Annotated in this window: 27 protein-coding genes; 16 read left to right on the plus strand and 11 right to left on the minus strand. The window is 66.3% G+C overall.

Translation table 11 applies throughout. From position 1 onward, the window contains the following. Window positions 1–90 precede the first annotated feature (90 nt). The 10 genes from ABFX56_RS08770 (at window position 91) to ABFX56_RS08815 (ending at window position 7,178) form a co-directional block, all read left to right on the plus strand. Window positions 91–999 carry a metal ABC transporter solute-binding protein, Zn/Mn family gene (locus tag ABFX56_RS08770; protein WP_346232866.1) on the plus strand — a complete coding sequence of 303 codons (909 nt, stop codon included), beginning with the start codon at window positions 91–93 and terminating at the stop codon, window positions 997–999. After that, complete coding sequence (locus ABFX56_RS08775) at window positions 992–1,816, plus strand: metal ABC transporter ATP-binding protein (protein WP_346232867.1); 825 nt, start codon at window positions 992–994, stop codon at window positions 1,814–1,816. Before ABFX56_RS08770 ends, ABFX56_RS08775 begins: the two co-directional genes overlap by 8 nt. Beyond that, entirely contained in the window at window positions 1,816–2,730 is a 915-nt protein-coding gene (locus tag ABFX56_RS08780; protein WP_346233180.1) for a metal ABC transporter permease, read from the plus strand. The genes ABFX56_RS08775 and ABFX56_RS08780 overlap by 1 nt, the downstream gene beginning before the upstream one ends. Continuing rightward, window positions 2,727–3,137 (plus strand): Fur family transcriptional regulator, encoded by a 411-nt coding sequence (locus ABFX56_RS08785; RefSeq protein WP_346232868.1) that lies wholly within the window; start codon window positions 2,727–2,729, stop codon window positions 3,135–3,137. Before ABFX56_RS08780 ends, ABFX56_RS08785 begins: the two co-directional genes overlap by 4 nt. A gap of 243 nt (window positions 3,138–3,380) precedes the next feature. Next, on the plus strand, window positions 3,381–3,617 hold the full coding sequence (gene rpmB / locus ABFX56_RS08790; protein ID WP_346232869.1) for a 50S ribosomal protein L28: 237 nt from the start codon (window positions 3,381–3,383) through the stop codon (window positions 3,615–3,617). Further along, the gene (gene rpmG, locus ABFX56_RS08795; protein WP_096419968.1) at window positions 3,617–3,784 is read left to right on the plus strand and encodes a 50S ribosomal protein L33; all 168 of its coding nucleotides are present in this window, start codon (window positions 3,617–3,619) and stop codon (window positions 3,782–3,784) included. Before rpmB ends, rpmG begins: the two co-directional genes overlap by 1 nt. A 3-nt stretch (window positions 3,785–3,787) precedes the next feature. Further along, complete coding sequence (gene rpsN / locus ABFX56_RS08800) at window positions 3,788–4,093, plus strand: 30S ribosomal protein S14 (RefSeq protein ID WP_346232870.1); 306 nt, start codon at window positions 3,788–3,790, stop codon at window positions 4,091–4,093. Between the two features lie 178 nt (window positions 4,094–4,271). Beyond that, window positions 4,272–4,559, plus strand: a complete 288-nt coding sequence (locus ABFX56_RS08805; protein ID WP_346232871.1) for an HU family DNA-binding protein — start codon at window positions 4,272–4,274, stop codon at window positions 4,557–4,559. 95 nt (window positions 4,560–4,654) lie between these two features. Next, on the plus strand, window positions 4,655–5,188 hold the full coding sequence (locus ABFX56_RS08810) for a hypothetical protein (protein ID WP_346232872.1): 534 nt from the start codon (window positions 4,655–4,657) through the stop codon (window positions 5,186–5,188). Window positions 5,189–5,198: 10 nt separating this feature from the next. After that, window positions 5,199–7,178, plus strand: coding sequence for a bifunctional copper resistance protein CopD/cytochrome c oxidase assembly protein (locus tag ABFX56_RS08815; protein WP_346232873.1), 1,980 nt, complete (start codon window positions 5,199–5,201; stop codon window positions 7,176–7,178). A 12-nt stretch (window positions 7,179–7,190) separates the two neighbouring features. Here the strand turns inward: ABFX56_RS08815 and ABFX56_RS08820 are convergent, their stop codons facing one another. Continuing rightward, on the minus strand, window positions 7,191–8,186 hold the full coding sequence (locus ABFX56_RS08820) for a hypothetical protein (protein WP_346232874.1): 996 nt from the start codon (window positions 8,184–8,186) through the stop codon (window positions 7,191–7,193). 89 nt (window positions 8,187–8,275) lie between these two features. Here ABFX56_RS08820 and ABFX56_RS08825 point away from each other — a divergent pair, with 89 nt between their 5' ends. After that, window positions 8,276–9,577, plus strand: coding sequence for an ATP-dependent DNA helicase (locus tag ABFX56_RS08825; RefSeq protein ID WP_346232875.1), 1,302 nt, complete (start codon window positions 8,276–8,278; stop codon window positions 9,575–9,577). Between the two features lie 134 nt (window positions 9,578–9,711). Here ABFX56_RS08825 and ABFX56_RS08830 read toward each other — a convergent pair whose 3' ends face one another. Together ABFX56_RS08830 and ABFX56_RS08835 are read right to left on the minus strand one after the other, a co-directional pair. Beyond that, window positions 9,712–10,356, minus strand: a complete 645-nt coding sequence (locus tag ABFX56_RS08830) for a biliverdin-producing heme oxygenase (protein WP_346232876.1) — start codon at window positions 10,354–10,356, stop codon at window positions 9,712–9,714. 47 nt (window positions 10,357–10,403) lie between these two features. Next, window positions 10,404–11,018 carry a hypothetical protein gene (locus ABFX56_RS08835; protein ID WP_346232877.1) on the minus strand — a complete coding sequence of 205 codons (615 nt, stop codon included), beginning with the start codon at window positions 11,016–11,018 and terminating at the stop codon, window positions 10,404–10,406. Between the two features lie 42 nt (window positions 11,019–11,060). Here ABFX56_RS08835 and ABFX56_RS08840 point away from each other — a divergent pair, with 42 nt between their 5' ends. Continuing rightward, window positions 11,061–11,576, plus strand: a complete 516-nt coding sequence (locus tag ABFX56_RS08840) for a DinB family protein (RefSeq protein WP_346232878.1) — start codon at window positions 11,061–11,063, stop codon at window positions 11,574–11,576. 27 nt (window positions 11,577–11,603) lie between these two features. On the opposite strand, the gene ABFX56_RS08845 is transcribed toward ABFX56_RS08840, so the two are convergent. Then, window positions 11,604–12,248: a dienelactone hydrolase family protein gene (locus ABFX56_RS08845; RefSeq protein ID WP_346232879.1), complete on the minus strand. Its 645-nt coding sequence runs from the start codon at window positions 12,246–12,248 to the stop codon at window positions 11,604–11,606. A 162-nt stretch (window positions 12,249–12,410) separates the two neighbouring features. Continuing rightward, complete coding sequence (locus ABFX56_RS08850; protein ID WP_346232880.1) at window positions 12,411–12,971, minus strand: YceI family protein; 561 nt, start codon at window positions 12,969–12,971, stop codon at window positions 12,411–12,413. Window positions 12,972–13,344: 373 nt separating this feature from the next. Between ABFX56_RS08850 and ABFX56_RS08855 the strand changes: the two genes are divergently transcribed. Further along, window positions 13,345–14,922 (plus strand): glycosyltransferase family 39 protein, encoded by a 1,578-nt coding sequence (locus ABFX56_RS08855; RefSeq protein WP_346232881.1) that lies wholly within the window; start codon window positions 13,345–13,347, stop codon window positions 14,920–14,922. 164 nt (window positions 14,923–15,086) lie between these two features. Next, window positions 15,087–15,857, plus strand: a complete 771-nt coding sequence (locus ABFX56_RS08860; RefSeq protein ID WP_346232882.1) for an enoyl-CoA hydratase/isomerase family protein — start codon at window positions 15,087–15,089, stop codon at window positions 15,855–15,857. Here the strand turns inward: ABFX56_RS08860 and ABFX56_RS08865 are convergent. After that, window positions 15,814–17,385: a fatty acyl-CoA synthetase gene (locus ABFX56_RS08865; protein WP_346232883.1), complete on the minus strand. Its 1,572-nt coding sequence runs from the start codon at window positions 17,383–17,385 to the stop codon at window positions 15,814–15,816. The two genes, ABFX56_RS08860 and ABFX56_RS08865, sit on opposite strands and share 44 nt — an antisense overlap. A gap of 14 nt (window positions 17,386–17,399) precedes the next feature. Next, window positions 17,400–18,230, minus strand: coding sequence for an isocitrate lyase/PEP mutase family protein (locus ABFX56_RS08870; protein WP_346232884.1), 831 nt, complete (start codon window positions 18,228–18,230; stop codon window positions 17,400–17,402). A gap of 123 nt (window positions 18,231–18,353) precedes the next feature. Here ABFX56_RS08870 and ABFX56_RS08875 point away from each other — a divergent pair, with 123 nt between their 5' ends. Next, window positions 18,354–19,010 (plus strand): recombinase family protein, encoded by a 657-nt coding sequence (locus tag ABFX56_RS08875; RefSeq protein ID WP_346232885.1) that lies wholly within the window; start codon window positions 18,354–18,356, stop codon window positions 19,008–19,010. 47 nt (window positions 19,011–19,057) lie between these two features. Here ABFX56_RS08875 and ABFX56_RS08880 read toward each other — a convergent pair whose 3' ends face one another. The 4 genes from ABFX56_RS08880 to ABFX56_RS08895 are packed head-to-tail and all read right to left on the minus strand — an operon-like array spanning window position 19,058 to window position 23,501. Further along, the gene (locus tag ABFX56_RS08880) at window positions 19,058–20,059 is read right to left on the minus strand and encodes a LacI family DNA-binding transcriptional regulator (protein ID WP_346232886.1); all 1,002 of its coding nucleotides are present in this window, start codon (window positions 20,057–20,059) and stop codon (window positions 19,058–19,060) included. A 37-nt stretch (window positions 20,060–20,096) separates the two neighbouring features. Next, entirely contained in the window at window positions 20,097–21,584 is a 1,488-nt protein-coding gene (locus ABFX56_RS08885) for an aldehyde dehydrogenase family protein (protein WP_346232887.1), read from the minus strand. Further along, window positions 21,584–22,363 (minus strand): glucose 1-dehydrogenase, encoded by a 780-nt coding sequence (locus tag ABFX56_RS08890; protein WP_346232888.1) that lies wholly within the window; start codon window positions 22,361–22,363, stop codon window positions 21,584–21,586. The genes ABFX56_RS08885 and ABFX56_RS08890 overlap by 1 nt, the downstream gene beginning before the upstream one ends. A 28-nt stretch (window positions 22,364–22,391) precedes the next feature. Then, complete coding sequence (locus ABFX56_RS08895) at window positions 22,392–23,501, minus strand: mandelate racemase/muconate lactonizing enzyme family protein (RefSeq protein WP_346232889.1); 1,110 nt, start codon at window positions 23,499–23,501, stop codon at window positions 22,392–22,394. A 266-nt stretch (window positions 23,502–23,767) separates the two neighbouring features. Between ABFX56_RS08895 and ABFX56_RS08900 the strand changes: the two genes are divergently transcribed. Beyond that, a complete protein-coding gene (locus ABFX56_RS08900; RefSeq protein ID WP_346232890.1) occupies window positions 23,768–24,844 on the plus strand; it encodes an ABC transporter substrate-binding protein in 1,077 nt (358 codons plus the stop codon). Window positions 24,845–24,910 lie beyond the last annotated feature (66 nt).

Consider the following 24,910-nt stretch of genomic DNA (forward strand, 5'->3'; position numbering starts at 1 on the left):
CCCACCGAGGTCCCCGCCGATTTGGCGCACAGCGGAGCGATGGCCGATACTTATTGATAACGAGTTTCATTACGCGAGGAAGCCCACCGCATGCGCGCAGCACGCACGACTGGAATTGTCGTCGCCGGGGTCCTTGCGGTCTCGGCGCTCGCCGGATGCGCGTCGACCGCGGTGCCATCCCACCAGGACGGCAGAATCGCCGTCGTCGCCTCCACCAGCGTGTACGGCGACATCGCCAGGGCGATCGGTGGTGACGCCGTCGCGGTGACCGCCCTGATCACCGACCCTGCCCAAGACCCGCATTCGTTCGAGGCGAGCGCGCAGGACCAACTCGCGGTGGCCAAGGCGCAGGTCGTGGTCGAAAACGGCGGCGGCTACGACGACTTCGTCGACTCGCTGCTGTCCGGATCAGGCGCGCGCCCCGAGGTGGTCAACGCGGTGACCGCCTCGGGCCTGGACCAGGACGCCGACGGGTTCAACGAGCACGTTTGGTACGATCTCCCGGCGATGCGCAAGGTCGGCGAGCGGCTGGCCGCCGCCTTCTCCACCCTGGAACCGGCCCGCAGCGACGACTTCACCGCCGGCGCAGCTGCCTTCACCGCCGCGCTGGCCCAGCTCGAACGCGACGCCGCGACCGTGAAAGAGGACCACGCGGGCGACGGTGTCGCGGTCACCGAACCGGTGCCGCTCTACCTTCTGGCAGCCTGCGGGCTGGTGGACAAAACGCCGGCCGCGTTCAGTCGGGCGGTCGAGGACGGCAGCGGAGTCGCCCCGGCGCTGATGCACGCCACCCTTGAGCTGTTCACCGAAAAGCGGGTGCGGTTGCTGGTCTACAACGCGCAGACCTCCGGGCCGGAAACCGAGCAGCTGCGCGCCGCGGCGAAGGCATCCGGCATCCCGACCGTTGCCGTGACCGAAACCCTGCCGCAGGACGCCACCTACCTGAGCTGGATGCGCGACAACCTCGCCAAGGTGAAGGCGGCGTTGACCCATGGCTGACTCGCCGGTGCTCAGCCTGCGCTCGGCCGGACTCGCCTTCGGTGACCGCCAACTGTGGCGCGGCCTCACGCTCGATGTGCACGCCGGCGAGTTCCTCGCGGTGCTCGGACCGAACGGCACCGGCAAATCCAGTCTGCTCAAAACGATCCTCGGCCAGCAGCCGCTGAGCTCCGGCAGCATCTCCTTCCTCGGCGAACCGGTCACCAAGGGCAGCCGCCGGATCGGCTACATCCCGCAGCAGAAGCTGATGGAGCCCGGCACTCCGTTGCGCGCCCGCGACCTGGTCACCTTCGGCGTCAATGGGCAACGCTGGGGGCTGCCGATCGCTACCCGCGCACAGCGTCACCGGGTCGACGAGGTGCTCGAGGCGGTCGGTGCCACCGCCTACGCCAACGCCCCGGTGGCCACTCTCTCCGGTGGCGAGCAGCAACGCATCCGGGTCGGCCAGTCCATCGCCGGCCAGCCTCGACTGCTGCTCTGCGACGAGCCCCTGCTCTCCCTGGACCTGCACCACCAGCGCTCCGTGAGCGAACTGATCGATAAGCAGCGCAGGGATTTCGGTACCGCCGTGGTGTTCGTCACCCACGACGTCAATCCGATCCTCGGCATGGCCGACCGGGTGCTCTACCTCGCGGGCGGGCGGTTCCGGATCGGCACCCCTGACGAGGTGTTGCGCAGCGAGGTGCTCTCCTCCATGTACGACACGCCCGTCGAGGTGATCCGCAGTCGCGGGCGCATCGTCGTGCTTGGCGCCCCCGAGGGCTACGGGGTACACGACCACCTCGAGCACCACATCTACGAACAGTCGGAGACGTGATGCTGCACGCCCTGCTGATGCTGGATGCGTCTGGCGACTTCTGGTCGCAGATTTTCGGCTTCGCCAACTACGGCGAACTGCTCGTCCTGGTCAAGAACTCGATCCTCGCCGGCGCGCTGCTCGGCGTCGTTGGCGGGCTGATCGGTCCGTTCGTGATGACCCGCGACCTTGCCTTCGCCGTGCACGGTGTCAGCGAGCTGTCGTTCGCCGGCGCCTCCGCGGCGCTGCTGATCGGCACGGACGTCGTCACCGGCTCGATCGTCGGCTCGCTGCTCGCGGCGCTGCTGATCGGCATCCTCGGTGTCAAGGCCAAGGAACGCAATTCCATCATCGCGGTGCTGATGCCGTTCGGCCTCGGCCTCGGCATCCTGTTCCTGGCCCTGTACAAGGGGCGCAGTGCCAACAAGTTCGGACTGCTGCTCGGGCAGATCGTGTCTGTGGACAACCCGCAGCTGGGCATGCTCGCCCTGATTTCCGGAATTGTCGTGTTCGGGCTGCTGATCATCTGGCGGCCGCTGAGCTTCTCCAGCATCGATGCGGATGTCGCCAGGGCGCGTGGCGTGCCCGTGACGACGATCTCCATCCTGTTCATGATCCTGCTCGGGCTGGCCACCGCGGTGTCGATCCAGATCGTCGGCGCGCTGCTTGTCCTTTCGCTACTGGTCACCCCGGCCGCCGCGGCCATGCGGGTGACTGCCTCGCCGTTACTCACGCCGTTGCTCAGCGTCGTGTTCGCCGTCGTGTCGGTGGTCGGTGGCATCCTGTTGGCGCTCGGTGGCGGGCTGCCGATCAGCCCGTACGTGACGACGATCTCCTTCCTCATCTACGTGGTGTGCCGGGTGATCGGCCCGCGGCGGCTACCACGCCGCCACTCGGCCGAGTCGCACGCCATACCGGTAAGGGCGGTGCCATGAAACGCAATACCTGGCAGCGTGAAGCCGTTCGCGACGCGCTCGGCTCCAGCGACGCATTCGTCAGCGCTCAGAGCCTGTTTTCGGAACTGCGCGAGACCGGCAACACGATCGGGCTCGCCACGGTGTACCGGGCGCTGGCCGACCTCGCTACCGGCGGGGAGGCCGATTCCTTGCAGTCGGCCGACGGCGAAACCCTCTATCGAGCCTGCACAACCGGGCACCATCACCACCTGATCTGCCGTCGGTGCGGGGCCACGGCGGAGATCAAAGCGGATGCCGTCGAGCGCTGGGCGCAGACGGTCGCAGCCGAACACGGCTTCACCCAGGCCGAACACGTGGTCGACGTGTTCGGGCTGTGCGCCTCCTGCAGTACAGCACTGCGGGCCGCTCCGCCGCGCCAGCGATAGCCTTCCGGACGAGATCACCCGCCGCGGCGGGGCCTCTCGTCCGGAAAGGCATCGTTCGGCGCGTGCGGGCTGAGTTGCGCGGGCCCTCCGCATCGCATAGTGTTGATCGTTGGCCCGCGGCATCTCCGTGTGGCCCGTGCGCCTCTGCCACCTTCCTTCGCCCGTCGAGGGGAATCCGGTGGAACAAGCGTGCCGACAAGTGACCTTGGGTAGGGCGTCAGCCCTACGGTATGGAGGAAAATCATGGCAGCTGTCTGCCAAGTGACCGGAGCCGTTCCCGGCTTTGGGCACAACATTTCACACTCGCACCGCCGCACCAAGCGGCGTTTCGACCCGAACGTGCAGAAGAAGACCTACTTCGTCCCCTCGCTGCGCCGTAACGTCACGCTCACCGTCAGCGCCAAGGGCATCAAGGTGATCGATTCCCGTGGCATCGAATCAGTGGTCAAGGACCTCCTGGCCCGTGGGGAGAAGATCTAATGGCCAAGCAGCAGGATGTCCGACCCATCATCAAACTACGGTCGACGGCCGGCACCGGGTACACCTACGTGACCCGCAAGAACCGCCGCAACGACCCCGACCGCCTGGTGCTGAAGAAGTACGACCCGGTCGTCCGCAAGCACGTTGAATTCCGCGAGGAGCGCTAAAGCATGGCAAAGAAGAGCAAGATCGCGAAGAACGAGCAGCGCAAGGTCATCGTCGCGCGCTACGCGGCGCAGCGACTGGAACTGAAGAAGGCGCTGGTCGACCCCGCCTCCACCGACGAGCAGCGCGAAGCCGCTCGCGTCGGCCTGCAGAAGCTGCCCCGCGACGCGTCGCCGGTGCGTCTGCGCGGCCGCGACGCCATCGACGGACGTCCGCGTGGGTACCTCAGCCAATTCGGCGTGTCCCGGGTCCGGTTCCGGGATATGGCTCACCGGGGCGAATTGCCCGGCATCACGAAGTCAAGCTGGTAAATTGTCATTCGGCTCGTGCCCGGAAATCCGGGGCCAGGAGCCGAATCACAGTGTGATAAGAACACTGTGTAACGTTCCACAAGCTCAAAACTGATCCAAACGCTGATCGGTGCAGAGCGGCCGCTCGTTTGAGCCGGCCACTTGGCGCCGCCGGCACGACGTCCGAGGAGGACACCCAATGGCTGACAAGTCGCTAAACCGTACCGAGCTCGTCGCGGCAGTTGCCGCCGAGTCTGGCCAGAGCCAGGCAGCAGTGAACGGCGTCCTCGACGCCCTGTTCAGCACGGTCGCCAGCAATGTGCACGACGGCAACAAGGTTACGATCCCCGGCTGGTTGGCATTCGAGCGCACTCACCGCGAGGCCCGCGCCGGCCGCAACCCCTCCACGGGCGAGGCCATCGAGATCAAGGCCGGCTACGGAGTCAAGGTCAGCGCCGGTAGCAAGCTGAAGGCTGCCGCCAAGTAGCATTCGCACCACCTCGAAGGGGACGCGCGCCGTGAGGCGCCCGTCCCCTTCCTCGCGTTATCGCGGATGTCGGTGGCCCGTGGCATGGTCCCGCCATGCACATCCAGTCCCCGTGGGTGGACATCATCCTCGAGGAGTTCTTCGAAGATGTGCTCGCCGACCAGAAGCGTGTCGCTCGCGGCCGGACCATCCGGGTGCGGAACCGGCTGGTCGCCTTCGTCGACGAACGGATCGGTGCGGTGCTCCCGCCGGAGGACCTGGTACTACTCGGCCTGGAGCGGCAATTCAATCCCGCGGCGGGGGTCGCGCAGGTGGCCAGGGCAGCCCAGCTCGTGATGCTGCTGGCCGACTTCGTCGCCGTCGAGAACCTGCTGCCGGTTCGCCTCGACGCCCGCGCGCAAGTGCGCCTCGTGCGCGAGCTGCTGTTGTCCGTGGGCGGACTGTACGATCGCCGGGCACTCGCCGAGGTGGTGCAACGGGTGTACCGCCAATTGCGTGGCGCCGAAGCCCATCTGGGTTCGTGGCTGATGGCGGAGCAGCACGCCGCCGCGCTCAGGGCCCAAGCGGCGCGGCGGGCCTACTTTGAGCGAATCCAGGGTCGGGGACCAGACCCGCCCGCATCCGCATAGGCTTGAGGTCGTGCCAAGGCTTGTTCGCATCGCCGGCCCAGCAGTCGTGTTGGGCGTCGCGTTGCTGTCGCTGTTTGCCGGCTTGCAGTTCGGCGGCGGTGCCGCGGCGTCGCCGCTGTCCGATCCTGGGGCGGCGGTGCGCTACGGACTGCCGATCGCCACGCTGTTCGTCGACCTCAGCGCGGCGGGCACCATCGGTGCCCTGGTGCTGGTCTGCTTCGCGTTGAGCCACAACGAGCCCGAATTCGAACGCGCCCTCGATGTTGCCGCCGGTTCGGCCGCGGTCTGGGCGGTGTCCTCGGCCGCCACCGGATTCTTCACGTTCCTCAGCATCTACCAGGAGCCGGTGTCGTCCGGCGGCCGCTTCGGCGAGCTGCTCGGCAACTTCCTCACCACGATCGCGCCCGGCCAGGCGTGGCTGGCCACCACGCTGATCGCCGCCGTCACCACCGTCTTGTGTTTCGCGGTGCGCAGCCACACGGCACTCGTGTTCGTCACGGTGTTCGCCGGTGCGGGGCTCATCCCGATCGCCCTCCAAGGACACAGCGCCGGCACCGCAGGCCACGACGCCGCCACAACGAGCCTGGGTCTGCACCTGGTCTTCGTGGCGGTGTGGCTCGGCGGTCTGCTCACCATCGTTCTGATCCGGGGTGCTCTGGTGCCCGGCCGAATCGGCCCGGTGATCAGCCGGTATTCGACACTGGCCCTCGTCTGCTTCCTGGTAGTGGCGGCCTCAGGCGTGGTGAACGCGTCGCTGCGGCTGGGCGACTGGCCGGCGCTGCTCACCCCGTACGGCATCCTCGTGCTCGTGAAGGTAGCCGCCCTGGGCGCCCTCGGGTTCTTCGGACTCGCGCAACGGCGCTTTCTGATCGAGCGAATGCAACGGGCCGTCGGCGGGGCGCGGTATTTCTGGTGGCTCATCGTCGCCGAACTCGGATTCATGGGACTGGCATCCGGAACCGCCGCCGCCTTGGCCCGCACCGCGACGCCGGTACCGCAGGTGAAGATCACCACCACACCGGCCTTCATTCTCACCGGCGAGGCGCTGCCACCGGAGCTCACCCTGCCGCGGTACATCACGCAGTGGCGGTTCGATCTGCTCTGGGTGCTGGTGATCGCGTTCTTGGCGTTCTTCTACCTCGCCGGAGTGTGGCGGCTGCGCCGCCGCGGCGACAGTTGGCCGGTACACCGCACGATCCTCTGGCTGGCCGGGCTGGCGTTGCTGTTCTACAGCACCAACGGTGGTGTCAACGTCTACGAGAAGTACCTGTTCAGCGTGCACATGTTCATGCACATGATGTTGACCATGATGGTGCCGTTGCTGCTGGTGCCTGGCGCGCCGGTCACGCTGGCGATGCGGACGGTGCGCAAACGCCTGGACGGCAGCCGGGGTGCGCGCGAGTGGATTCTGTGGGTCGTGCATTCCAAGGTGGCCGGAGTGCTCACCAACCCGGTGGTCGCCGCGGGCATCTTCGCCGGGTCGCTCTGGGTGTTCTACTACTCGCCGCTGTTCCGGTGGGCGGCGACCGACCACATCGGCCACGAATTCATGGTCGTGCACTTTCTGCTCTCCGGCTACATCTTCGTGATGGTGCTCATCGGCATCGACCCGCTGCCCAAGCGGGCACCGTACCCGATGCGGCTCATCGTGCTGCTGGGCACCCTGGCCTTCCACGCGTTCTTCGGTCTCACGCTGATGACCGGGTCCGGTCTGCTGCTGGCCGACTGGTTCGGTGCGATGGGTCGCACCTGGGGCGCGAGCGCGATCGTCGACCAGCAGGTCGGCGGCGGCATCGCCTGGAGCGTCGGCGAGATTCCTACCGCGGTGCTTGCACTGACGGTCGCCTATCTGTGGTTCCGCAGCGATTCGAAAGAAGCCAGGCGGATGGACCGGCAGTCCGACCGTTCCGGGAATGCCGATGTTGCCGACTACAACGCAATGCTGGCCCGGCTGGACACGGTGCCGGATGACCGTCCGCCGGTTCGGTGATGGTCGCCGTTGTTACCGCGCGGTGATGGTGGGAACGCCGCTGTCGGAGAACGTGATCGAGTAGCTGATCGTGAACGGCACATCCTGGTCGAAGGTGGACAGAGTGCCGTCGAACAGCGATCGCACCTTGACCTTCAGGTGGGCGGCGCCCGGCGTCTGCGGAACCTGCCATTGCCCGATCGCCGGCCCGGGAACGATGGCCAGCTTCGGGTAGCTCGTCATCGACCACACTGGTTCACCCTCGATGCGGTTGTCCATGTGCTGACCGAACGGGCATCCGGTGGGCAGCAGCACCTTCTGCGTCGTGCACTGCTTCAGCTGCGCGTCGAGCTGCTTTTGCAGTTCCTTCACGAACGCGGCGCCCGCCTGGATGTTGACCTCGGCGGCGACGTTGTCCGGTTGGGTTACCGCGACGGCGGTGGGTTTGGCCGTGAAATACGTCGAGGAGTGTCCCAGCACCACCGAGGCCGGCGTGAGCACCCGTAATTGGGTCGGTTCGGCGGGTTTTGGCGAGCTGAGCGGGATGCCGTTGGCAGTAAACGACGCGGCGTGTTGCGGTGTGACGGTGAGCAGACCCATCGGCGAGACCCGGAAGCGCCACGAGGAGAAGAAGCCGAGATGAACGCCCGCGCGCTCCACAACGAACCGGGACCGCTCCCGTTTGCCGGTGAACGAGTAGCTGTAGACCAGGCGGTGCGCACCGTCGCCACTCACCGTGTCGCTCTCCAGGCTGATGCCCTTGAGCGAGCCGAGCGCGGCGGGCACCAGCAGGTCATCCGAGCCAGACGCTGGCCGAGTCACCCCGGGGGTTGCCATGGCCGCACTCACGTCGTGACGCGCCAGGGCATTCAAGTAAGAGCCCACGAATCCACTGGCGCTGTACAGGGTTGAGTTGAGCACGGCTACGGTTCCCGCGAAGGCCGCGATGGTGAGCCCGACGAGGAGGATGAAGGTGACGGTCAGGCGGCGGCGGGAGCGATTCGTGTCCTCCCCAGCCGTCTGTGTCATTGCATTATCCTAAGCCGGGCCGGCATGCGGGCCGCGGTACGAGGCAACGGGTAGATTGGAGAGCCCGTCCAAGCGCGCGAAGGATGTCCGTGGCTCAGTTCCAGCTCTCCGCCGAGCAGGCGGCGGTGTACGAGACGATCGAGAGCACCAGGGAGCACATCTTCGTCACCGGCCGGGCCGGCACCGGCAAATCGACGTTGCTGAACCACCTGTCCTGGAACACCTCGAAGCAGGTGGTGATCTGCGCGCCGACCGGTGTCGCGGCGCTCAACGTCGGCGGTCAGACGGTGCACTCGCTGTTCCGGCTGCCGATCGGGGTCATCGCGGCGCAGAAGATCGAGCAGGACGGCCGCCTGCGCAAGCTGCTGAACAGCATCGACACGCTTGTCATCGATGAGATCTCCATGGTGAACGCCGACCTGCTTGACGCGGTCGACCGCAGCCTGCGCCAGGCCAGGCAACGGCCGGCCGAGGCGTTCGGGGGAGTGCAGGTCGTCCTGTTCGGAGACCCCTACCAACTCGCCCCGGTTCCCGGGGATGCCGATGAGCGTGCCTACTTCTCGGATCAGTACCGTTCGATGTGGTTTTTCGACGCCAAGGTGTGGAACGAGGCGACCTTGCGCATTTTCGAGCTCAATGTCATCCACCGTCAGCACGAGGAAGAGTTCAAACTCATGCTCAACGCGGTGCGGCACGGGCAGGTGACCGCGGAGATCGCCGGCCGGCTCAACGCCACCGGCGCTCGCCCGGCACCGGCAGATGGTGCGATCACTCTGGCCACGAGGAACGACACCGTCGGCAGTATCAACGCGCGCGAACTGCACAAGCTGCCCGGGCGCATCCGCACCGCGAAGGCGGAGATTAACGGCGACTTCGGCGGCCGCAATTACCCGGCGGACGAGTCCCTCGAGCTCAAGGTGGGCGCCAGGGTGATGTTCCTGCGCAACGACCCCGACCAGCGCTGGGTGAACGGCACCGTGGGCACGGTCGTGCAGATCGCTTCGACGGTGTTCGTCGAGGTGGACGGCGAGGTGCACGAGGTGCAGCCCGCCGTGTGGGAGAAGTTCAAGTACTCCTACCAGACCGCGACCAAGAAGCTCACCCGCGACATCGTGGCCGAGTTCACCCAGTTCCCGCTGCGGCTAGCCTGGGCGGTTACCATCCATAAGTCTCAGGGCAAAACCTACGACCGTGCCATCGTCGACCTTGGCCAGCGCTCCTTCGCCCCTGGCCAGACCTACGTGGCGCTGAGCCGGATCTCACAGCTGGAGGGTCTCTACCTCACCCGCGCGCTGCGACCCAGCGACATCATCGTGGATCAGAACGTGCGTCGATTCATGTCCCTGGCTCAGGCGATCCCCGGCATCGCTGCCGGAACAGTGCCGGCCTGAATCCCGCCCAACGCCCGCCCCAACTCCACCCCCGACGCCAACCCGTTTGAGACCCGTTTCAAGGAGAAACTGACCCTCCGGCACCTGATCTCGGGCATCCACTGCCCTCGGAGACAGAAACTCCGTGAAACGGGTTAGTGCGAGTTAGCCTTGGCCGACTGCAGCTCGTCGAGCACCTCGGTGGCGTAACGATAGGCGAGCAGCACTTCGTCGACGACGCGCTGACGGTCCTCGTTGCTCCACCCCATCGCATCCAGGCGCGCCCAGTAGGCCTCCTTGAATGACTTGGGGCGCAGGATCTGGTCGAAGAGGTAGAACTCGACCCCGTCGCTGTCGAAGCCGAACTGGCGTTGCATCAGCGTGCGGATGATGTGACCGTCGGAGAGGTCACCGAGGTAGCGCGTGTAGTGGTGGGCCACGAAACCGGCGTCCCAGGTGGCGGCGATTGTGTCGATGCGGTGCACGTAGTGGCGGGTCGAGGAAAGCGGGGTGATGGTGGCGCGCCAGTTGTCTCCGAGGAGGTACCGCAGGTCGCGGGTGAGCGCGGGCACTCTGACCAGGGCGGGCGTGATGAAAGGCCCGGCAACCGGGTCGTTCTTCATCCGCCCCGCCGCACCCTCCAGCGCGGTGTAGACGAAGTACTGCTGCACCAGCAGTGCGGTGTAATCGTCCCGCGTTCCGTTACCCTGCATTAAATCCCGCATGAAGGGGCCGCTACCGACTCGCTTGCGCGTTTCTAAGGTGCGTTCCCTGAGCGCCTGGGAAAACGGTGTGGTCATGGACACTCTGGCTCGGTTCTCGGGGGAATGTTCAGCCGAACTCTACTCTAATGAGCCCCGTGTTCGGGCGTAAATTGCTGGGTGTCCGCTACCTGTAGCCGCCACGAGGCGGTCTCGGACAACGCCGGTGCGACCAGGGCGGACACCATCAATCCCGCCGCAACCAGGCTCAGCACGGATGCGCCGCGCACGTCGGCGCGGTCGCTGCCGGGGTGCAGTGACGACGCCCGGCGCGGTGCGCGCAGTCGCACGCTCAGTCCAGCGGCGATGAACAGGTCGAACAGTGTGGCGGTGCCCATCGGAAGAAACGGGAGCGCGAAACTGTCCGCGGGCGCACCGCTGCCCAGCTCACCGCTGACGAGCATGAGCACCCAGCCCACGACCGGGACCAGCGCGGCCCATCGAGCAAAGCGCGGCACGGCAGTCCGGTTGATGACGAGCCCAATCAGGCCCCAGGCCAGTTCGGCGATCGCGGCGATGGCCAGGAAGCCGCACGCTACGCCTGCCGCGCCCGGCGGCACGTCGGTGAGGCGACTGGCCGTCGCCAACGCCAGTGTGGCGTGAACGATTCCGGCCCCGACACCCGCCAACACTGGCCACGGGCTCAGCGGTCGGTGCAGCGAACGCGTTTCCGGGACGGGGTCATCACGGAATGTCGGCACGCCATCAACCTAGCCGCTGCCGCAACAGGGCATCATGGGAGGATGCCGATTGTTCCCGACACCAAGGACTGGACCTGGGTGCTGCGTCGCCCCTGCCCGCAGTGCGGGTTTGACGCCGCTGCCTTCGAGCCGCGCGAGGTCGCGGGGAAGATCCGCGCGAACGCTAAGCAATGGCCGGCGGTGCTGCAGCGGGCGGATGCCGCCGTGCGGCTACATCCCGACGTCTGGTCCGCGGTGGAGTACGGCGCACACGTGCGCGACGTGCTACGGCTGTTCAAGTACCGGGTCGCGCTCATGCTGCAGAGCGATGATCCGACCTTCCCCAGCTGGGACGGCGACGCGCTCGCGGTCGCGGAGCGTTACAGCGAACAGGAGCCGGTGAGGGTGGCGGCCGAACTGGAGCAAGCGGCGGCCGAGTATGCGGCGGAGCTCGACTCGGTGCCGGAGCACGCCTGGTCACGCACCGGACGGCGCGGCGATGGCGCGCTGTTCACCGTCGCCTCGCTGGCGCTGTACTCCGCGCACGATCCGATGCATCACCTCTGGGATGTGCACTGACCGTCGCCCAGGCCGAGCGCCGCGAGTTCAGTCCAGCAAGTACTCCTCGAGGAAGCTCACCGTGCGGGCGTACGCAAGGGCGGCCGCACGGGTGTCCACCCGGTCGGGGAGGTCGGCATTGGCGAACGAGTGTTGCGTTCCGGAATAGGTGAACTGGGTGATCGGAGTGCCGTGATCCTTGGCCCGGTCGACGAAGGATTCCGGATCTTCGGTTTCCGCCCATTCGTCCACCTCCGCGAGTTGGAGCAGAACCGGGCAGGGGATCAGGCCCTGTTCGGTCGCGCGCAGGCTCGCGTAGTACGCCACGACGGCATCCGTTGAGCCGCCCTGCGCGTGCAGCAGGGTCAGCCAACCGCCCATGGAAAAGCCGATCACACCGACTCGGGGCGAGCCCTGCGCGCGCGCGCCGAGGATGGTGTCGTCGATCTGCGCGAGAGCGGTGCGCAGGTCGAGTTCGCCCATGAGGCGGGCGGCTTCGGCTGGGTCGGTGGTGGTAACGCCGTTGAAGAGGTCGGGCACGACGACACGGAAACCGCGACGAGCGAGACCTTCCGCGTAGGGGCGCAGCCACGGCAATCTGCCGTACCAGTCGTGCAGCAGGACGACGAGCGGATTGCCCTGATCGCCGTAACCGAGCGACGCCGCGGAGGGGAACGGGGTGAGATCGCTCATGCGGGCCTTCCGGGTTGGGCGCCGCGCTGCGGGCAGCACACCCGGCTCCAGCATATACGCGTGCTCTGCTCGCGTCTGGGAAGGCGAGCGATACCTTTCCGGTCATCGGATGCCGCCGCGGCGGGCGATCTCGTCCGGAAGGGTATCGCTCGCGGTCGGATGCTACTTCTGCAGCACCACTTCGATGTCGATCTCGACCTTAACCTTGTCGCCGAGGGTCATCCCGCCCGCCTCGATCGCGGCGTTCCAGCTGACGCCGAAGTCCTGGCGGTTGATGGTGGTGGTGGCGGTGGCGCCGGCCCTGGTGAGGCCGTAGGGGTCGGTGATCACGCCGCCGAACTCACCGGTCAGCGTCACCGGCTTGGTCACCCCACGAAGGGTGAGCTCACCCTCGACCGTGAAGTCGTCGCCGTCCGCGTGGAGCGCGGTGGAGCGGAAGGTCATCGTCGGGAACTCATCGACGAGGAAGAAGTCGCTTGTGCGGAGGTGGTTGTCACGGTCGGTTTGGCCGGTGTTGACGGAGGCTACGTCGATGACGGCCTCGATGCTGCTGTCGTGCGGGTCCTCCGCGGTGACGATTGTGACGTCGAACCTCTCGAAGGTGCCGCGCACCTTGCTGATCATGAGGTGCTTCACCGTGAAGGAGATCTTGGTGTGAGCCGGATCGACCTTCCAGGTGCCTTGGATGTATGTGGGTGTGGTTTCGATGGTGTTGGTTGTCATAACTCTATGCAAGTGCATGGACCTCGGCGGTATTCCCAAATTGGTGACATGTCACAAAAAGTGTTTTCCTCACCTGCTATTCCTTCTCTGCCTCCACGGAAATTCAGGAGGTTGCGTCACCGAGCGGGCAGCGGTGGCAGATTCCGAGGCCGGCGGTTCCCACTAGTCACGCCACTTCCTGAATTTGCGAGGCCCTGTTCGAGACGGCCGCGGAGGTGTGCTCGGCGCGACGGCCTACGAGCACTACGATGCGCGGTCCGAGCCCGCGTAGAAACGCCAGGGAACGGACCACACTGACACTGCTACACGACTGACGCTGCCAGGTGGGTCGTGTCCTGGGCATTTTCTAAGCCGACCGGCCTCTACTGTGGTGATGGATCGTCTCCACTCGACGCTGACGCGACCGATGCGCCCGGAGGTCGGCGGCGCATCCGCCCGCGACATCGGCACGGCAGCGTCTCTGGGTGCCCTTGCCACCTTGGTGTCGCTGCTGGGCTCGTGGATTCCGTCGCTGTGGGGCGATGAGGCCGCGAGCGCGATGTCTGCGCAGCGGTCGATCCCGTCGTTGTTCCGGATGCTCGGCCAGGTCGACGCCGTGCACGGCGCCTATTACCTGGGGCTGCACGCCTGGGTGAAGGTTGTCGGCACGTCTCCGTTCTCGCTGCGACTGCCGAGTGCCTTTGCCGTCGGACTGACGGTGATGGCCGTGGTCGTGCTGGTGCGCCGGTTGTCGACGCCGCGGGTGGCGATCGCCGCGGGCATCCTCTGCGCAGTGCTGCCCCGCGTCACCTACATGGGCGAGGAAGCCAGGTCGTTCGCGTTCAGTTCCGCCATTGCCGCCTGGCTCACCGTGCTGCTGGTCGAGGCGGTTCGCCGGAGGCCCGGGTCGGCGGTGCTGTGGATCGGTTATGGCGTGCTGCTGACGCTCGGAATCTATCTGTTCCTTTTCGTCACCCTGTTCGCCGTGGTGTACCTCGCCGTGCTTCTGGGTGCGCGGCTCTCGGGTGCGGACCGGCGCGCGCTCCTATGGCGCTGGGCGGCGGCGACTGGGGCCGCCTTCGTCGCCGCGATGCCGCTGTTTGCGCTAGCGCTACACGAGCGGGAACAGATCGCCTATCTCACCACGGCGCCGCAGATCACGTTCGTGACGATCGCGCTCGGACTCTGGTTCGGCAACGCGTGGTGGTTCGCTGCCGCGGCGTGGCTACTGCTCGTCGTGGTTGGCGTGGACGCTGTCGTTCGGATGGTGCACAGCCGAAGGGACCGCATTTCGGCGGCGCCGGGGGTGAGCCTGGAACTGGTCGCGGGTGCCTGGCTTCTGGTGCCGTCCGTGCTGCTCATCATGAGCCACTTCGTACTCGAGGACTTCACGGCACGCTATCTCTCGTTCTGCGCTCCGGCGGCTGCCATCCTGATAGCCGTGGCGGTGGACCTGCTCGCGGCACGGTTCGCGCCCGCACACGACACCGCGAAGGCGCCAGAGTCTCGGATGTTCCTGGCCGGGGTGCTCCTGTTGGTGGCACTCGCCGTGCCGGTGTACCTGAGCCAGCGCCAGCCGTTCTCGAAGAACGACAGCGACTGGGCTCAAATCTCGGCGACCCTGGCGCGGCATTCGACGCCGGGCGACGCGGTGGTCTTCGATGAGACGGCGCGGCCGTCGCTGCGGCCGCGCCTTGCGATGCACACCTACCCCGACGGCTTCGCCGGACTTCGGGACGTCACGCTCGAGGTACCGTTCCAGCGCAACCGCACCTGGTACGACAAGGCCTACCGGGTCGAGCGGGCCCTTGAGCTGGGTCGATTCGCTGGTGTCGACCGGGTATGGCTCGTCGAATACTCGGATGGGATCGCCCCCGACAGTTATGGACTCCCGGCCCTCCGCGCGGCGGGATTCTCGGTGGTGCAACGCCTTGACGGCCATCGCAGCGTCATCCTCGAGCTGGCCCGCTGATCCCGTTTCACGGAGTTTCTGTCGCCGAGCCCCCGGCCCACAAGCATCCGGGGTGCCAGAAACAGAAACTCCGTGAAACGGGTTGGTGGGGCGGCGGGTGGGTAGCCTGAGACGGGTGTATCTGAGACGGGTGTAGTGAGACGGGTGTAGGGGAGGCGTGCGGAATGGTTCGGCTGGATGTTGGGGCGGGGGTGGCCCGCCTGGTTCTGGACCGCCGCGCCGACGCGAACGCTCTGGACCTGGATTCGGCCCGGGATGCGCTCGGCGCGCTGCGGACGGCGGAGAGCGACCCGAGTGTGCTCGTGCTGGCGATCACCGGTGCCGGGGACTTCTTCTGCGGCGGCGGGGATGTGAAGGGCATGGCTGCAGCGGATGACCCGTCCGCCTTCCTGACCGAATTGGCCGATGCGGTACACGAATTCGTGTTCGCTCTGGTCACCTCGCGGCTCTTCGTGGTGGCGGCCGTGAACGGGCCGGCAGCCGGCGGCGGGCTGGGCCTGGTACTGGCCGCCGACTACGTGATCGCCTCGGAGCGCGCCCGGTTCCTCGGCGCCTACGCGGCCATCGGGCTCACGCCGGACTCTGGTGTTTCCTACTTGCTGGCCCGGGCGGTGGGTCATCGGCGTGCCATGGAACTTCTGCTCACCGGCCGCAGACTGTCGGCACCCGACGCGCTCCAGTGGGGCCTGCTCAACGAATCCGTGACCCCCGAGGACTTCGATTCGCGAGTGTCGGCGCTCTGCGAGTCGATCGCCGCTGGCGTGCCCGAGGTGCTGGCCGAAACCAAGAAGCTGATGGGCCAGGAGCACCTTGAGGAGTATCGCGCGCACCTGGCGCAGGAGTCGGCGACGATCGCGCGGATGGCCGCGCATCCGCAGTCCGCGGCGCTGATCAGGCGGTTCGCGAGCCGTAATTCTGGCGCATCACCCGCTTGAGCAGTTTGCCGGACTGGTTGCGCGGCAGCTCCGACACGAAGCTCACGTTCTTGGGTACCTTGAATCCGGCGATGCGGCTCTTGACGTGGGCGGTCACGTCGGCTCCCGAAAGTGTTGCACCGCTCTTGAGCACAACGACCGCCGTGACGGCCTCGATCCAGCGGTCATCCGGCACGCCGATCACGGCGACCTCCGCGACCTCGGTGAGTTCGTAGATGCAGTCCTCGACCTCGCGCGGGGCGACCAGTTCGCCGCCGGTGTTGATGATGTCCTTGATCCGGTCCACCACCTGGATGAAGCCCTGCGCGTCCTTGGTGACCTGGTCGCCGGAACGGAACCAGCCGTCTTGGAACGCGGCCTCGGTCGCTTCCGGCTTGTTCCAATATCCGGTGAAGAGGTTCGGCGAGCGGTACTGAATCTCGCCCGGCTCGTCGACGCCGGCTGCGGTGCCGTCGGCGGCGACCACGCGCGCCTCCACGAACACGATGGGACGCCCGCAGGAGGCGGGACGCGCGTCGTGCTCCTCCGGACGCAACACCGTGGCCAGCGGCCCCATCTCGGATTGGCCGAAGCAGTTGTAGAACCCGATGTTCGGGTAGCGCTGCCGTAGCCGCTGCAGCACCGTGACCGGCATGATCGACGCGCCGTATTGCGCCTTGGTGAGCGAGGACAGGTCCCGGGTGTCCAGGTCGGGGTGATTGGCCAGCGGCACCCACACGGTCGGCGCGAGGAACAGCGACCCGATGCTCTCCTCCTCGACCAGGCGCAGCATTTCGGCGACATCCGGCCGCTGCATCAAGCGGATGCGCGCACCCAACGCCAGATAGGGCATCGCGAACACGTGCATGGCCGCGGAATGGTAGAGCGGCATGGCGATCAGGGGCCGGTCGGCGGCGGTGAAGTCGAGCGCGATGATGCAGGAGACGTACTGGTGCACCAGCGCCGCCTGTGTCATCATCGCGCCCTTGGGTTGTGACGTGGTTCCCGACGTGTAGAGCAACTGGGCGAGGTCGTCATCGCTGACCTCTACGTTTACCGGTGACGCGTCGCCGTGCTGCGCGGTGTGCAGCACCGATTCGGCGGCCGTTCCCTTCGTCTCGTCGGGGAACATCGGCAGAACGGTCTGGATGTCGGCGGCCTGGCCGGCGCGCCGGATATCCGCGACCAGCGGCATCAGGTCGTTGTCGGCTACGAGGAGGCTGCTCTGCGAGTCCTCGAGGAGGTAAGACAGCTCGTCGCCCTTGAGTGCGAAGTTCACCGGAACGTGCACCAGCCCGGCGCGAGCGCAGGCGAGGAACAGGATGAGGTAGGCATCCGAGTTCTTGCCATAGGTGGCCACGCGGGAGCCCGGGGTCGCGCCGAGGTCGAGCAGCCGGTGCGCGACCCGGTTGACGGCGTCATCCAACTGGGCGTAGGTCCAACTGCGGTCCTCGAACTCCAGCGCGGTGGCCGGCCCGTTGATCGAGACGCTGCGGCGCAGCAGGGCGCCGATCGTGTTGGCGCGGGTGGCGGTGGTGATGGCGCTCATCGGTGAGGTTCCTCTTATTCCTTGGCTGGAGGGTTGATCGCAGCAACAAGTTGTGCGTGCCCTTGGGCCGCGTCGTTCAGGTAGCCGAAATTGCCGTGTTCGAGCAGTTCGGCGCCGGCGCGGGTCAGCGCGGCGAACGACGCGAACGCGAATCCGCCACCGACCGAGATGCGGGCGACGGATGCTGCCGCCAGCTCCGCGACGGAACCGAGCCCCGGACGCGCCAGCACGTTGACCGGCAGATCCACGGCGGAGATCACGCTGCGCACATCCTCGAGGCGGGTCAGTCCCGGTGCGTAGAGCACGTCGGCGCCCGCCTCCTGGAACGCCTGTAGCCGGAGAATCGTGTCGTCCAGGTCATGGATTCCGTGGATGAGGTTTTCGGCACGCGCGGTCAGCACGAGCGGGACATCTGGCTCGTGGGCGGCCTGCACGGCGGCGGCGATGCGCTCGGCGGCGAGTTCGATGGGATAGATCGGCGCTTCCGGATTGCCGGAGAAGTCCTCGATGGAGCAGCCGGCCAGGCCGGTGGCCGCGGCGGCGCTCACCGTGGCGAACACGGCGTCGGGGGCCGCGCCGAACCCGTGTTCCAGGTCGGCGGACACCGGCACCTCCACCGCGTCGGCCAGGGCGGCGGCGTGGGCGATCGCCTCCTCGCGGCTCACCTCGCCATCCGCTCGGCCCAGAGTGGCGGCGAACCCGCTGCTCGTGGTAGCCAGAGCTCGGAAACCCAGGGTGGCCAGCAGCTTCGCCGATCCGAGATCCCACGGATTCGGGATGAGCAGCGGCGTGCCGGGAACGTGCAGGGCTAAGAAATCTTGTCGAACTTCGTTGATCGTCCGCATGGCTCTGAGCTTAGCTTCGGCTTTGTCCGCTTGGGGGAGCCCGACCGCTCACCGGCCTCCAAGAGATCTTAGGTAGTCTTGCCGTCGTCGGGGGACAATGAAGGTGTGTGAGGAGGGTGCAACGTGACCAGAATCGGCTATATCTGGGTGGGCCCTTTTGAGCACAATGCCGACTTCCAGCGGGACATCCTTCTCAAGCGAGGTGTGGATCTCATACTGGAAGACATCAGCGTGGGTTCCAAGGCTTCACGGCACGCCCTTACTGCCGCGTTGGACCGCCTGGTCAGCGGCGACACATTAGTGGTTTGGAGATTGGATCGGTTGGGCAACACCCTGCCCAACATCCTGGCGCTCATGGAGCTGCTCGGCAATCGGAACATCGCCGTTGTTGCCGTCGTGGAAGACATCGACACCCTCAGCGGTTCGGCGGTGTCGCTGCTGGGAGTCGTCTCCTCGTTTATCGAGTTGGAGCGCTCGCTCGCCCGGGAACGAACCGTGGTTGGCGTCTATTCGGCGAGGGCTCGTGGACACGTTGGCGGCCGGCCGCGCGCATTGTCGGCGATGAATGTCGAGAGAGTGCTCATCATGAAGGAACAGGGTGTGCCGGTGCGGGACATCGCGCGTGAGTTGGGCACCTCCAGAGCCACGATCTATCGCGCCCTGGCTCCGCAGACGGACGAGCAGCCCCCAGCGGCGGCGGAGCTGCATTCAAGCAACCAGCCCCAGCCACGGCCCACTCGCGGGTCTGCCCTTTCCAATCTCGATCTCGCCACATCCTGACGTCGACCCGAGGCCGGCCCCGAAGCGGGAAGGACCCCGGTCGCCGGCTAGCGTCCTGCAGCTGGAGGTCGTCCTGTCGAGGACCGTTCGATGATGGCAGCGTCGTGCCCGAGGAGCATATCTCTCGGAGGCTCGCCCTGTAGCTGCTCGACGAGGGCGTCCACCGAGGCGCGACCCAACTCCAGGAGCGGCAGCGCCATGGCTGACAGCGATGGTTCGAGGAATTCGGCGACCGGTAGGTCGTCGTATGAAAGTACCGAAACATCTTCCGGAATCCGGATGCGCAGCGAGTGCAGCGCCTTGAGCGAGCCCACCGCCTGCTGGAATGTCCCGGCATAGATGGCCGTGATGTCCGGATGCTGCTCCAGCAGCTGTCGCGTCCCTCGGTAGCCGCCCTCCACGCTGTAGGCCACGTGCACGACCATTGGTGCGGGCTCGCCCGCTGCCACCGCGGCACCGACGAAGCCGGCCTCGCGTTCGCGGGCGGGCATCAGCTCGCCGGGGCCGGAGATGTGCCCCAGCTTGCGGTGTCCCAGTCGGTACAGATACTGGTATGCAATCGCGCTGGCTCCCGCCAGGTCGATGCTCACGTTCCGCCGTGAGTTCGGAACCGACCGGTTGACGAAGACGTGCGGGATGTTGTCCAGTCGGCCGGGTGCCAGCAATGGATGGCCCTCCCGTGATGAGGCGATCAGGAGTCCCTCGACCCGGCCCGCGCTCACCAGATCCGTGTAATCGGATTGCGCGTGCGAGTCCTCGGTGTCCTCCGCCAGGAGCACGACGTAACCGTGCTCCCTCGCTCTCTGGTACGCACCGCGCGCGATTCTCGCGTAGACGGCATTGGTGAGGTCCGGGATGAGCAGCGCCAACGCATCCGGACGCGCCCCGGCGAGTGCCTTTGCGCCGGCATGCGGTTCATAAGACAGGGCCGTTGCCTGGTCCAGGATGCGGGTGCGCGTCTCATCGCGGATGTGCAGCGACGGGTCACCGTTGAGGACGCGCGAGACCACGGATTTCGTTACCCCGGATGCCGCAGCGACGTCGACCAATCGGGCCCGCCCGCGGGACTTCTTTATAGCTCGACCGCTAGACAGTTGCAGCCCTTCCATAACGAAGGTACACCGACTTGCGCCGGGTATAGCGTTCGAACCCGTGTTGACCGTCGTCGCCGCCCAACCCGGACAATTTCCATCCCGTGTGGAAGCCTTGCACCTCTTCCGGCCCGATCCGATTGACATAAACCTCGCCGAATTCGAGGTCATCCGTGGCCGACATCGCGGTACGGATGTCTTCGGTGAAGACGTAGGAGGTCAATCCGTACTCGGTCGAATTGGCCCACTCCATGACCTCATCGTAGGTGTCGAACGGAATGATCGGCAGCACCGGGCCGAACACCTCCCGCTGCATGACCGGCATCTCGTTGGTGACACCGGTGAGCACGGTCGGGGCAAACCAGAAGCCCCCATCGTGCTGCATACCGTCCGGCGTGCCGCCGCCCAGCTCCAGGCGCGCCCCGGCGGCGACCGCCGAATCGACGAAGTCCTTGACTTTATCCCATTCCGCTTGCGAAACCTTCGGCCCCATGTCGGAGGAATCCAACAGCGGGTCGCCCACCTTCAGTGTGGCGACCTTCGCCACGAACCGGGAGACGAACTCATCGTAGACGCCGCGTTGCACGTAGGTGCGCTCGTTGCAGGTGCACACCTGACCGCAGTTGGCGAACCGCGCGCTGAAGGCCTCGTCCACCGCGAGGTCGAGGTTCGCGTCGTCGAACACGATGAAGGGCGCCTTGCCGCCCAATTCCAGCGAGACCGGGATGATCCGCTGGGCGGTCTGCGCCAAGATCTCGCGTCCAGCGCGGGTCGAGCCGGTCACGGTCACCATGTCGACCAGGGGATGCTCCACCAGTGCCTTGCCGACAGTGCGTCCGCCTCCGGTAACGACACTGACCAACCCGCGGGGCAGGCCGGCCAGTTCACACACCTTGGCCATCGCCAGCGACGACAGCGGCGTCAGCTCGCTGGGCTTCACGACGATGGCGTTGCCGGCCATGAGGGCCGGTGCCACCTTCCTGGCAAAAATGGCGGCCGGGAAATTCCACGGAATGATCGCCGCGACAACGCCGACCGGCACCTCGCGCACGAGGAGTTGCTCACCGGATGCCGAGGGCGCTACGACGTCGCCGGTCGTGCGGAACTTCTGGCTGATCGCGTAGTCGAAGAATGCGCCGACGCCGCCGATCTCGCCACGCGCCTCGGTGATGGTCTTGCCCTGCTCGGCGACGACGATTTGCGCCAGTTCTTCGGCGTGTGCTTCGGTCTGCCGCACGATCTCCTGCAGCACCGCGGCCCGCTTTGCGTACGATAGCCGCCCCCATTCCCGCTGCGCGCGGTGTGCCTCCGCGACGGCGGCCTCGACGTGTGCCTCGGTCGCCTCCGGTACCGCGGCAAGCACGCGGCCGGTGGCGGGATTGTCGACCGGGCGGGTGTGCTCGGTGCGCACCCAGTCGCCGGCCACGAGCATGGCCGGGCTGGCGCCGAGCAGCGAGGTGTCGCTGAACAGAGTCACGCTCATCAGCTCATCACCATTCCGCCCTCAACGTTGTACGTCTGCGCCGTGATGTAGTTGGAGCCTGGCCCGGCCAGGAAGATGGCCAGCGGAACGATGTCGGACGGCACGGAGGTGCGACCCAGCGGCACGCCGCTGGCCGCCTCCTTGAACGTCTCGCCCTCGGCTTTGCCGGTGATCTCGCCGAACTGCTTGTCGACGGCCTTCCAGTACGGGGTGTCCACGATGCCGGGCGCCATCGCGTTGACGTTCACACCGTAAGGTGCCATCGCCAACGCGACGGACTGGGTGATCGAGATCACCGCGGCCTTGGACGCGCAGTATGCGCTGACCAGGGCTTCGCCGCGCCGGCCGGCGATGGACGCCATGTTGATGATCTTGCCGCTCTTTTGGCGACGCATCGGTTCGCACGCGGCCTTGGACAGGAAGAACAGGCCGCGCACGTTGACGTCGAAGATCCGGTCCCACTCGTCGGGCTCGGTCTCCCACACGGCTTTGATCATGCCGATTCCGGCGTTGTTGACCAGGATGTCCAGGCTCCCATGCTCGGCAACGATCTCGTCGACCAGCACCTTCGCTTCTGCGGTGTTCATGACGTTGAGCGACTTCGCCGAGGCGCTGCCACCGGCCGCCGTGATCTCCTCGACGACCGCGTTCGCGCCCTCGAGGTTGATGTCAGCGATGATGACGTGGGCGCCCTCGCCCGCGTACGCCACAGCCATCGCCCTGCCCATTCCGGATGCGGCTCCGGTGATCAGGGCGATCTTGTTGTCGAGTGTTCCCATGTGCGTGTTTCTCCTTTGTGGTTGATGTTTATCGTGCGGGTGAAAAGCTCGAATCAAGGTGGGGCTGCAGGGCGGCGAAGTCCAGGTCGATCCCGTGACCCGGCGCATCCGGCGCGATCACGCAGCCGTCGACGATGGGCATCGGGTTCGCCATGTAGGCGCCGAGGGTGAACCCGTGAGCCTCCATATAGGTTCTGTTCGGTGCGGCGGCCAAACAGTGCACGGTGAGGTCGTGCACTCCGTGGCTGGTGACGCGCAGGTTGTGTGCCTCGGCGAGGACGGCGATCTTGCGGAACATGGTCATCCCGCCACAGTTGCTCACGTCGGGCTCCGGGTAAGACAGCGTATCCGCGCTGATCGCGGCGCGGAACTCGTGCAGCGTGTGCAGGTTTTCGCCGCCGGCGATGGGCATCCCGCCGTCGCGGAGGATGCGCGCGTAGCCGGGCAGGTCATCTGGAATCGTCGGCTCTTCCAACCAGACCAGGTCGAACTCGCGCAGCGCCCGTGCCGCCCGGATCGACTCGTCGACGCTCCAGCGCATGTTCGCGTCGACCATCAGCGGGAACCCGTCACCCAGGTGGGCCCGCATCCGGCTGACCCGCTCGATGTCTTCGCGCACGTCCGGGCGCCCGACCTTCATCTTGATCGCCCGGAACCCCTCGGACAGGAACCGGTCGGCTTGGGCGAGCAGGGCTTCGGTGCTCAGTTGCAGGTCGATCCCTCCGGCATAGACGGGGACCTTGGGGTCGTAGCCCCCGAACAACTTCCAGAGTGGCGCGTTCAGCCGGTGTCCCTTGAGGTCCCACAGCGCGATGTCGACCGCGGAGATCGCGGACGTCTGGTGTCCGCCGCGTCCGGCGTAGTGCAGGTGCCACCACATTTTCTGCCAGAGCGCCTCGATCCGGTCCGCGTCCTGGCCGATGAGCACCTCGGTGAGGTAGCGGTTGATCATCACGGACACCGCTTCGCCCCCGGCGTTGACCGTGTAGGTGTAGCCAACCCCCTGGGCACCGTCGACGTCCCGAATGGTGACCGTGACCAGTTCGAAATAGTCCATGTCGCCGTGCGTGCTGTCCGTGAGCTTGGTCGCAAGTGGAATTCGGTAGAGATCCGCCGCGACGGACTCGATTACGGCCACTGGGTGCCCTTTCGCTAATTCCGGCACCGCTCTAGTAAACCGGTTTTCTTCTGTGCTATACCTTACTGCGGGAACGTTTAGTGTCAAGCTGCTCCGATGCGAACCCGCATCGGAGCCGGCTGGCCGGGTTCTCCTTCGGCAGTTCCGGACACGATTTTGCAACAATGTGTCCGGGAGCGTTTCGGGTTCCGGAGCGACTGCTACGTTTTGACCGTCTCGGCGCGCGTTGGGACGAGAACCGCATCGACAAGGAAGTTGGGTTTTAGATGAGAACGAAACACAAAGGGCTGTCGTTCGCCACGGGCTTGGCCTGTGTGGCTGCGCTCGGCATGGTGCTCACCGGATGCACGAGTCCCGGGTCCGCTGCCACGACGGACACGAATTCGGCTGACACGCAACAGCAGGTCAAGACCTCGGACGGACCGCAGTGCACGCTGGCGGATTATGGTGCGCAGAAGCTCGATCTGAAGGACGCCGTCGTCGGCTTCTCGCAGTCGGACAAGGAAGAGAATCCGTTCCGCATCGCTGAGACGCAGTCGATCACTGAAGAGGCGGCGAAGATCGGGGTGAAGAAGTTCATCAAGACCAACTCGCAAGGCACGCTCACCAAGCAGATCTCCGACATCCAGGACATGATCTCCCAGGGCGCCCAGGTGCTCATCGTCGCGCCGTTGAACTCCGACGGCCTGGAGCCGGCGCTGGCGCAGGCACGGGCGAAGAACATCCCGGTGCTGACCATCGACCGGAAGATCAACGCGACCGCGTGCAAGGACTACGTGTCCTTCCTGGGCTCCGACTTCGTTGAGCAGGGCAAACGCTCCGCCGACCAGTTGATTGCCGGCACCGACGGAAAGGCCACCGTCGCCATCCTGCTCGGCTTGTCCGGCAACGGCGTGACGACCGATCGCACCAAGGGCTTCCTGGATGAGATCGCCGCCAAGGCTCCCGGGATCAAGGTGGTCGCTCAGCAGACCGCGGACTTCGCCCGGGACAAAGGCCAGTCGGTGACCGAGCAGCTGCTGCAGGCGCACCCCGACATCACCGCGATCTACGCGGAGAACGACGAGATGGGCCTCGGCGCCCAGGCCGCTATCATCGCGGCCGGCAAGGCTCCTGGCAAGGACATCCAGATCTACTCGATCGACGGCACGAAGAACGCGGTGCAGCAGATGGTTGCCGGCGCCTACAACGGAGTGATCGAGTCCAACCCACGGTTCGGACCGCTCGCGTTCAAGACGCTGCAGGCGTTCCTTTCTGGAGAGCCGGTCGGTCAAGACATCATCATTGAGGACAAGGCGTACGACCCCGCCAACGCCGCGGAGAATGTAAATCTGGCGTACTAGCAGTCGGAGTAACACAACCGGGCTGGCGGCGGGAGACCGCCGCCAGCTCACCGCGCAGCGGTTCAG

The organism is Parafrigoribacterium mesophilum (assembly GCF_039652555.1).
Lineage (GTDB): Bacteria > Actinomycetota > Actinomycetes > Actinomycetales > Microbacteriaceae > Parafrigoribacterium > Parafrigoribacterium mesophilum.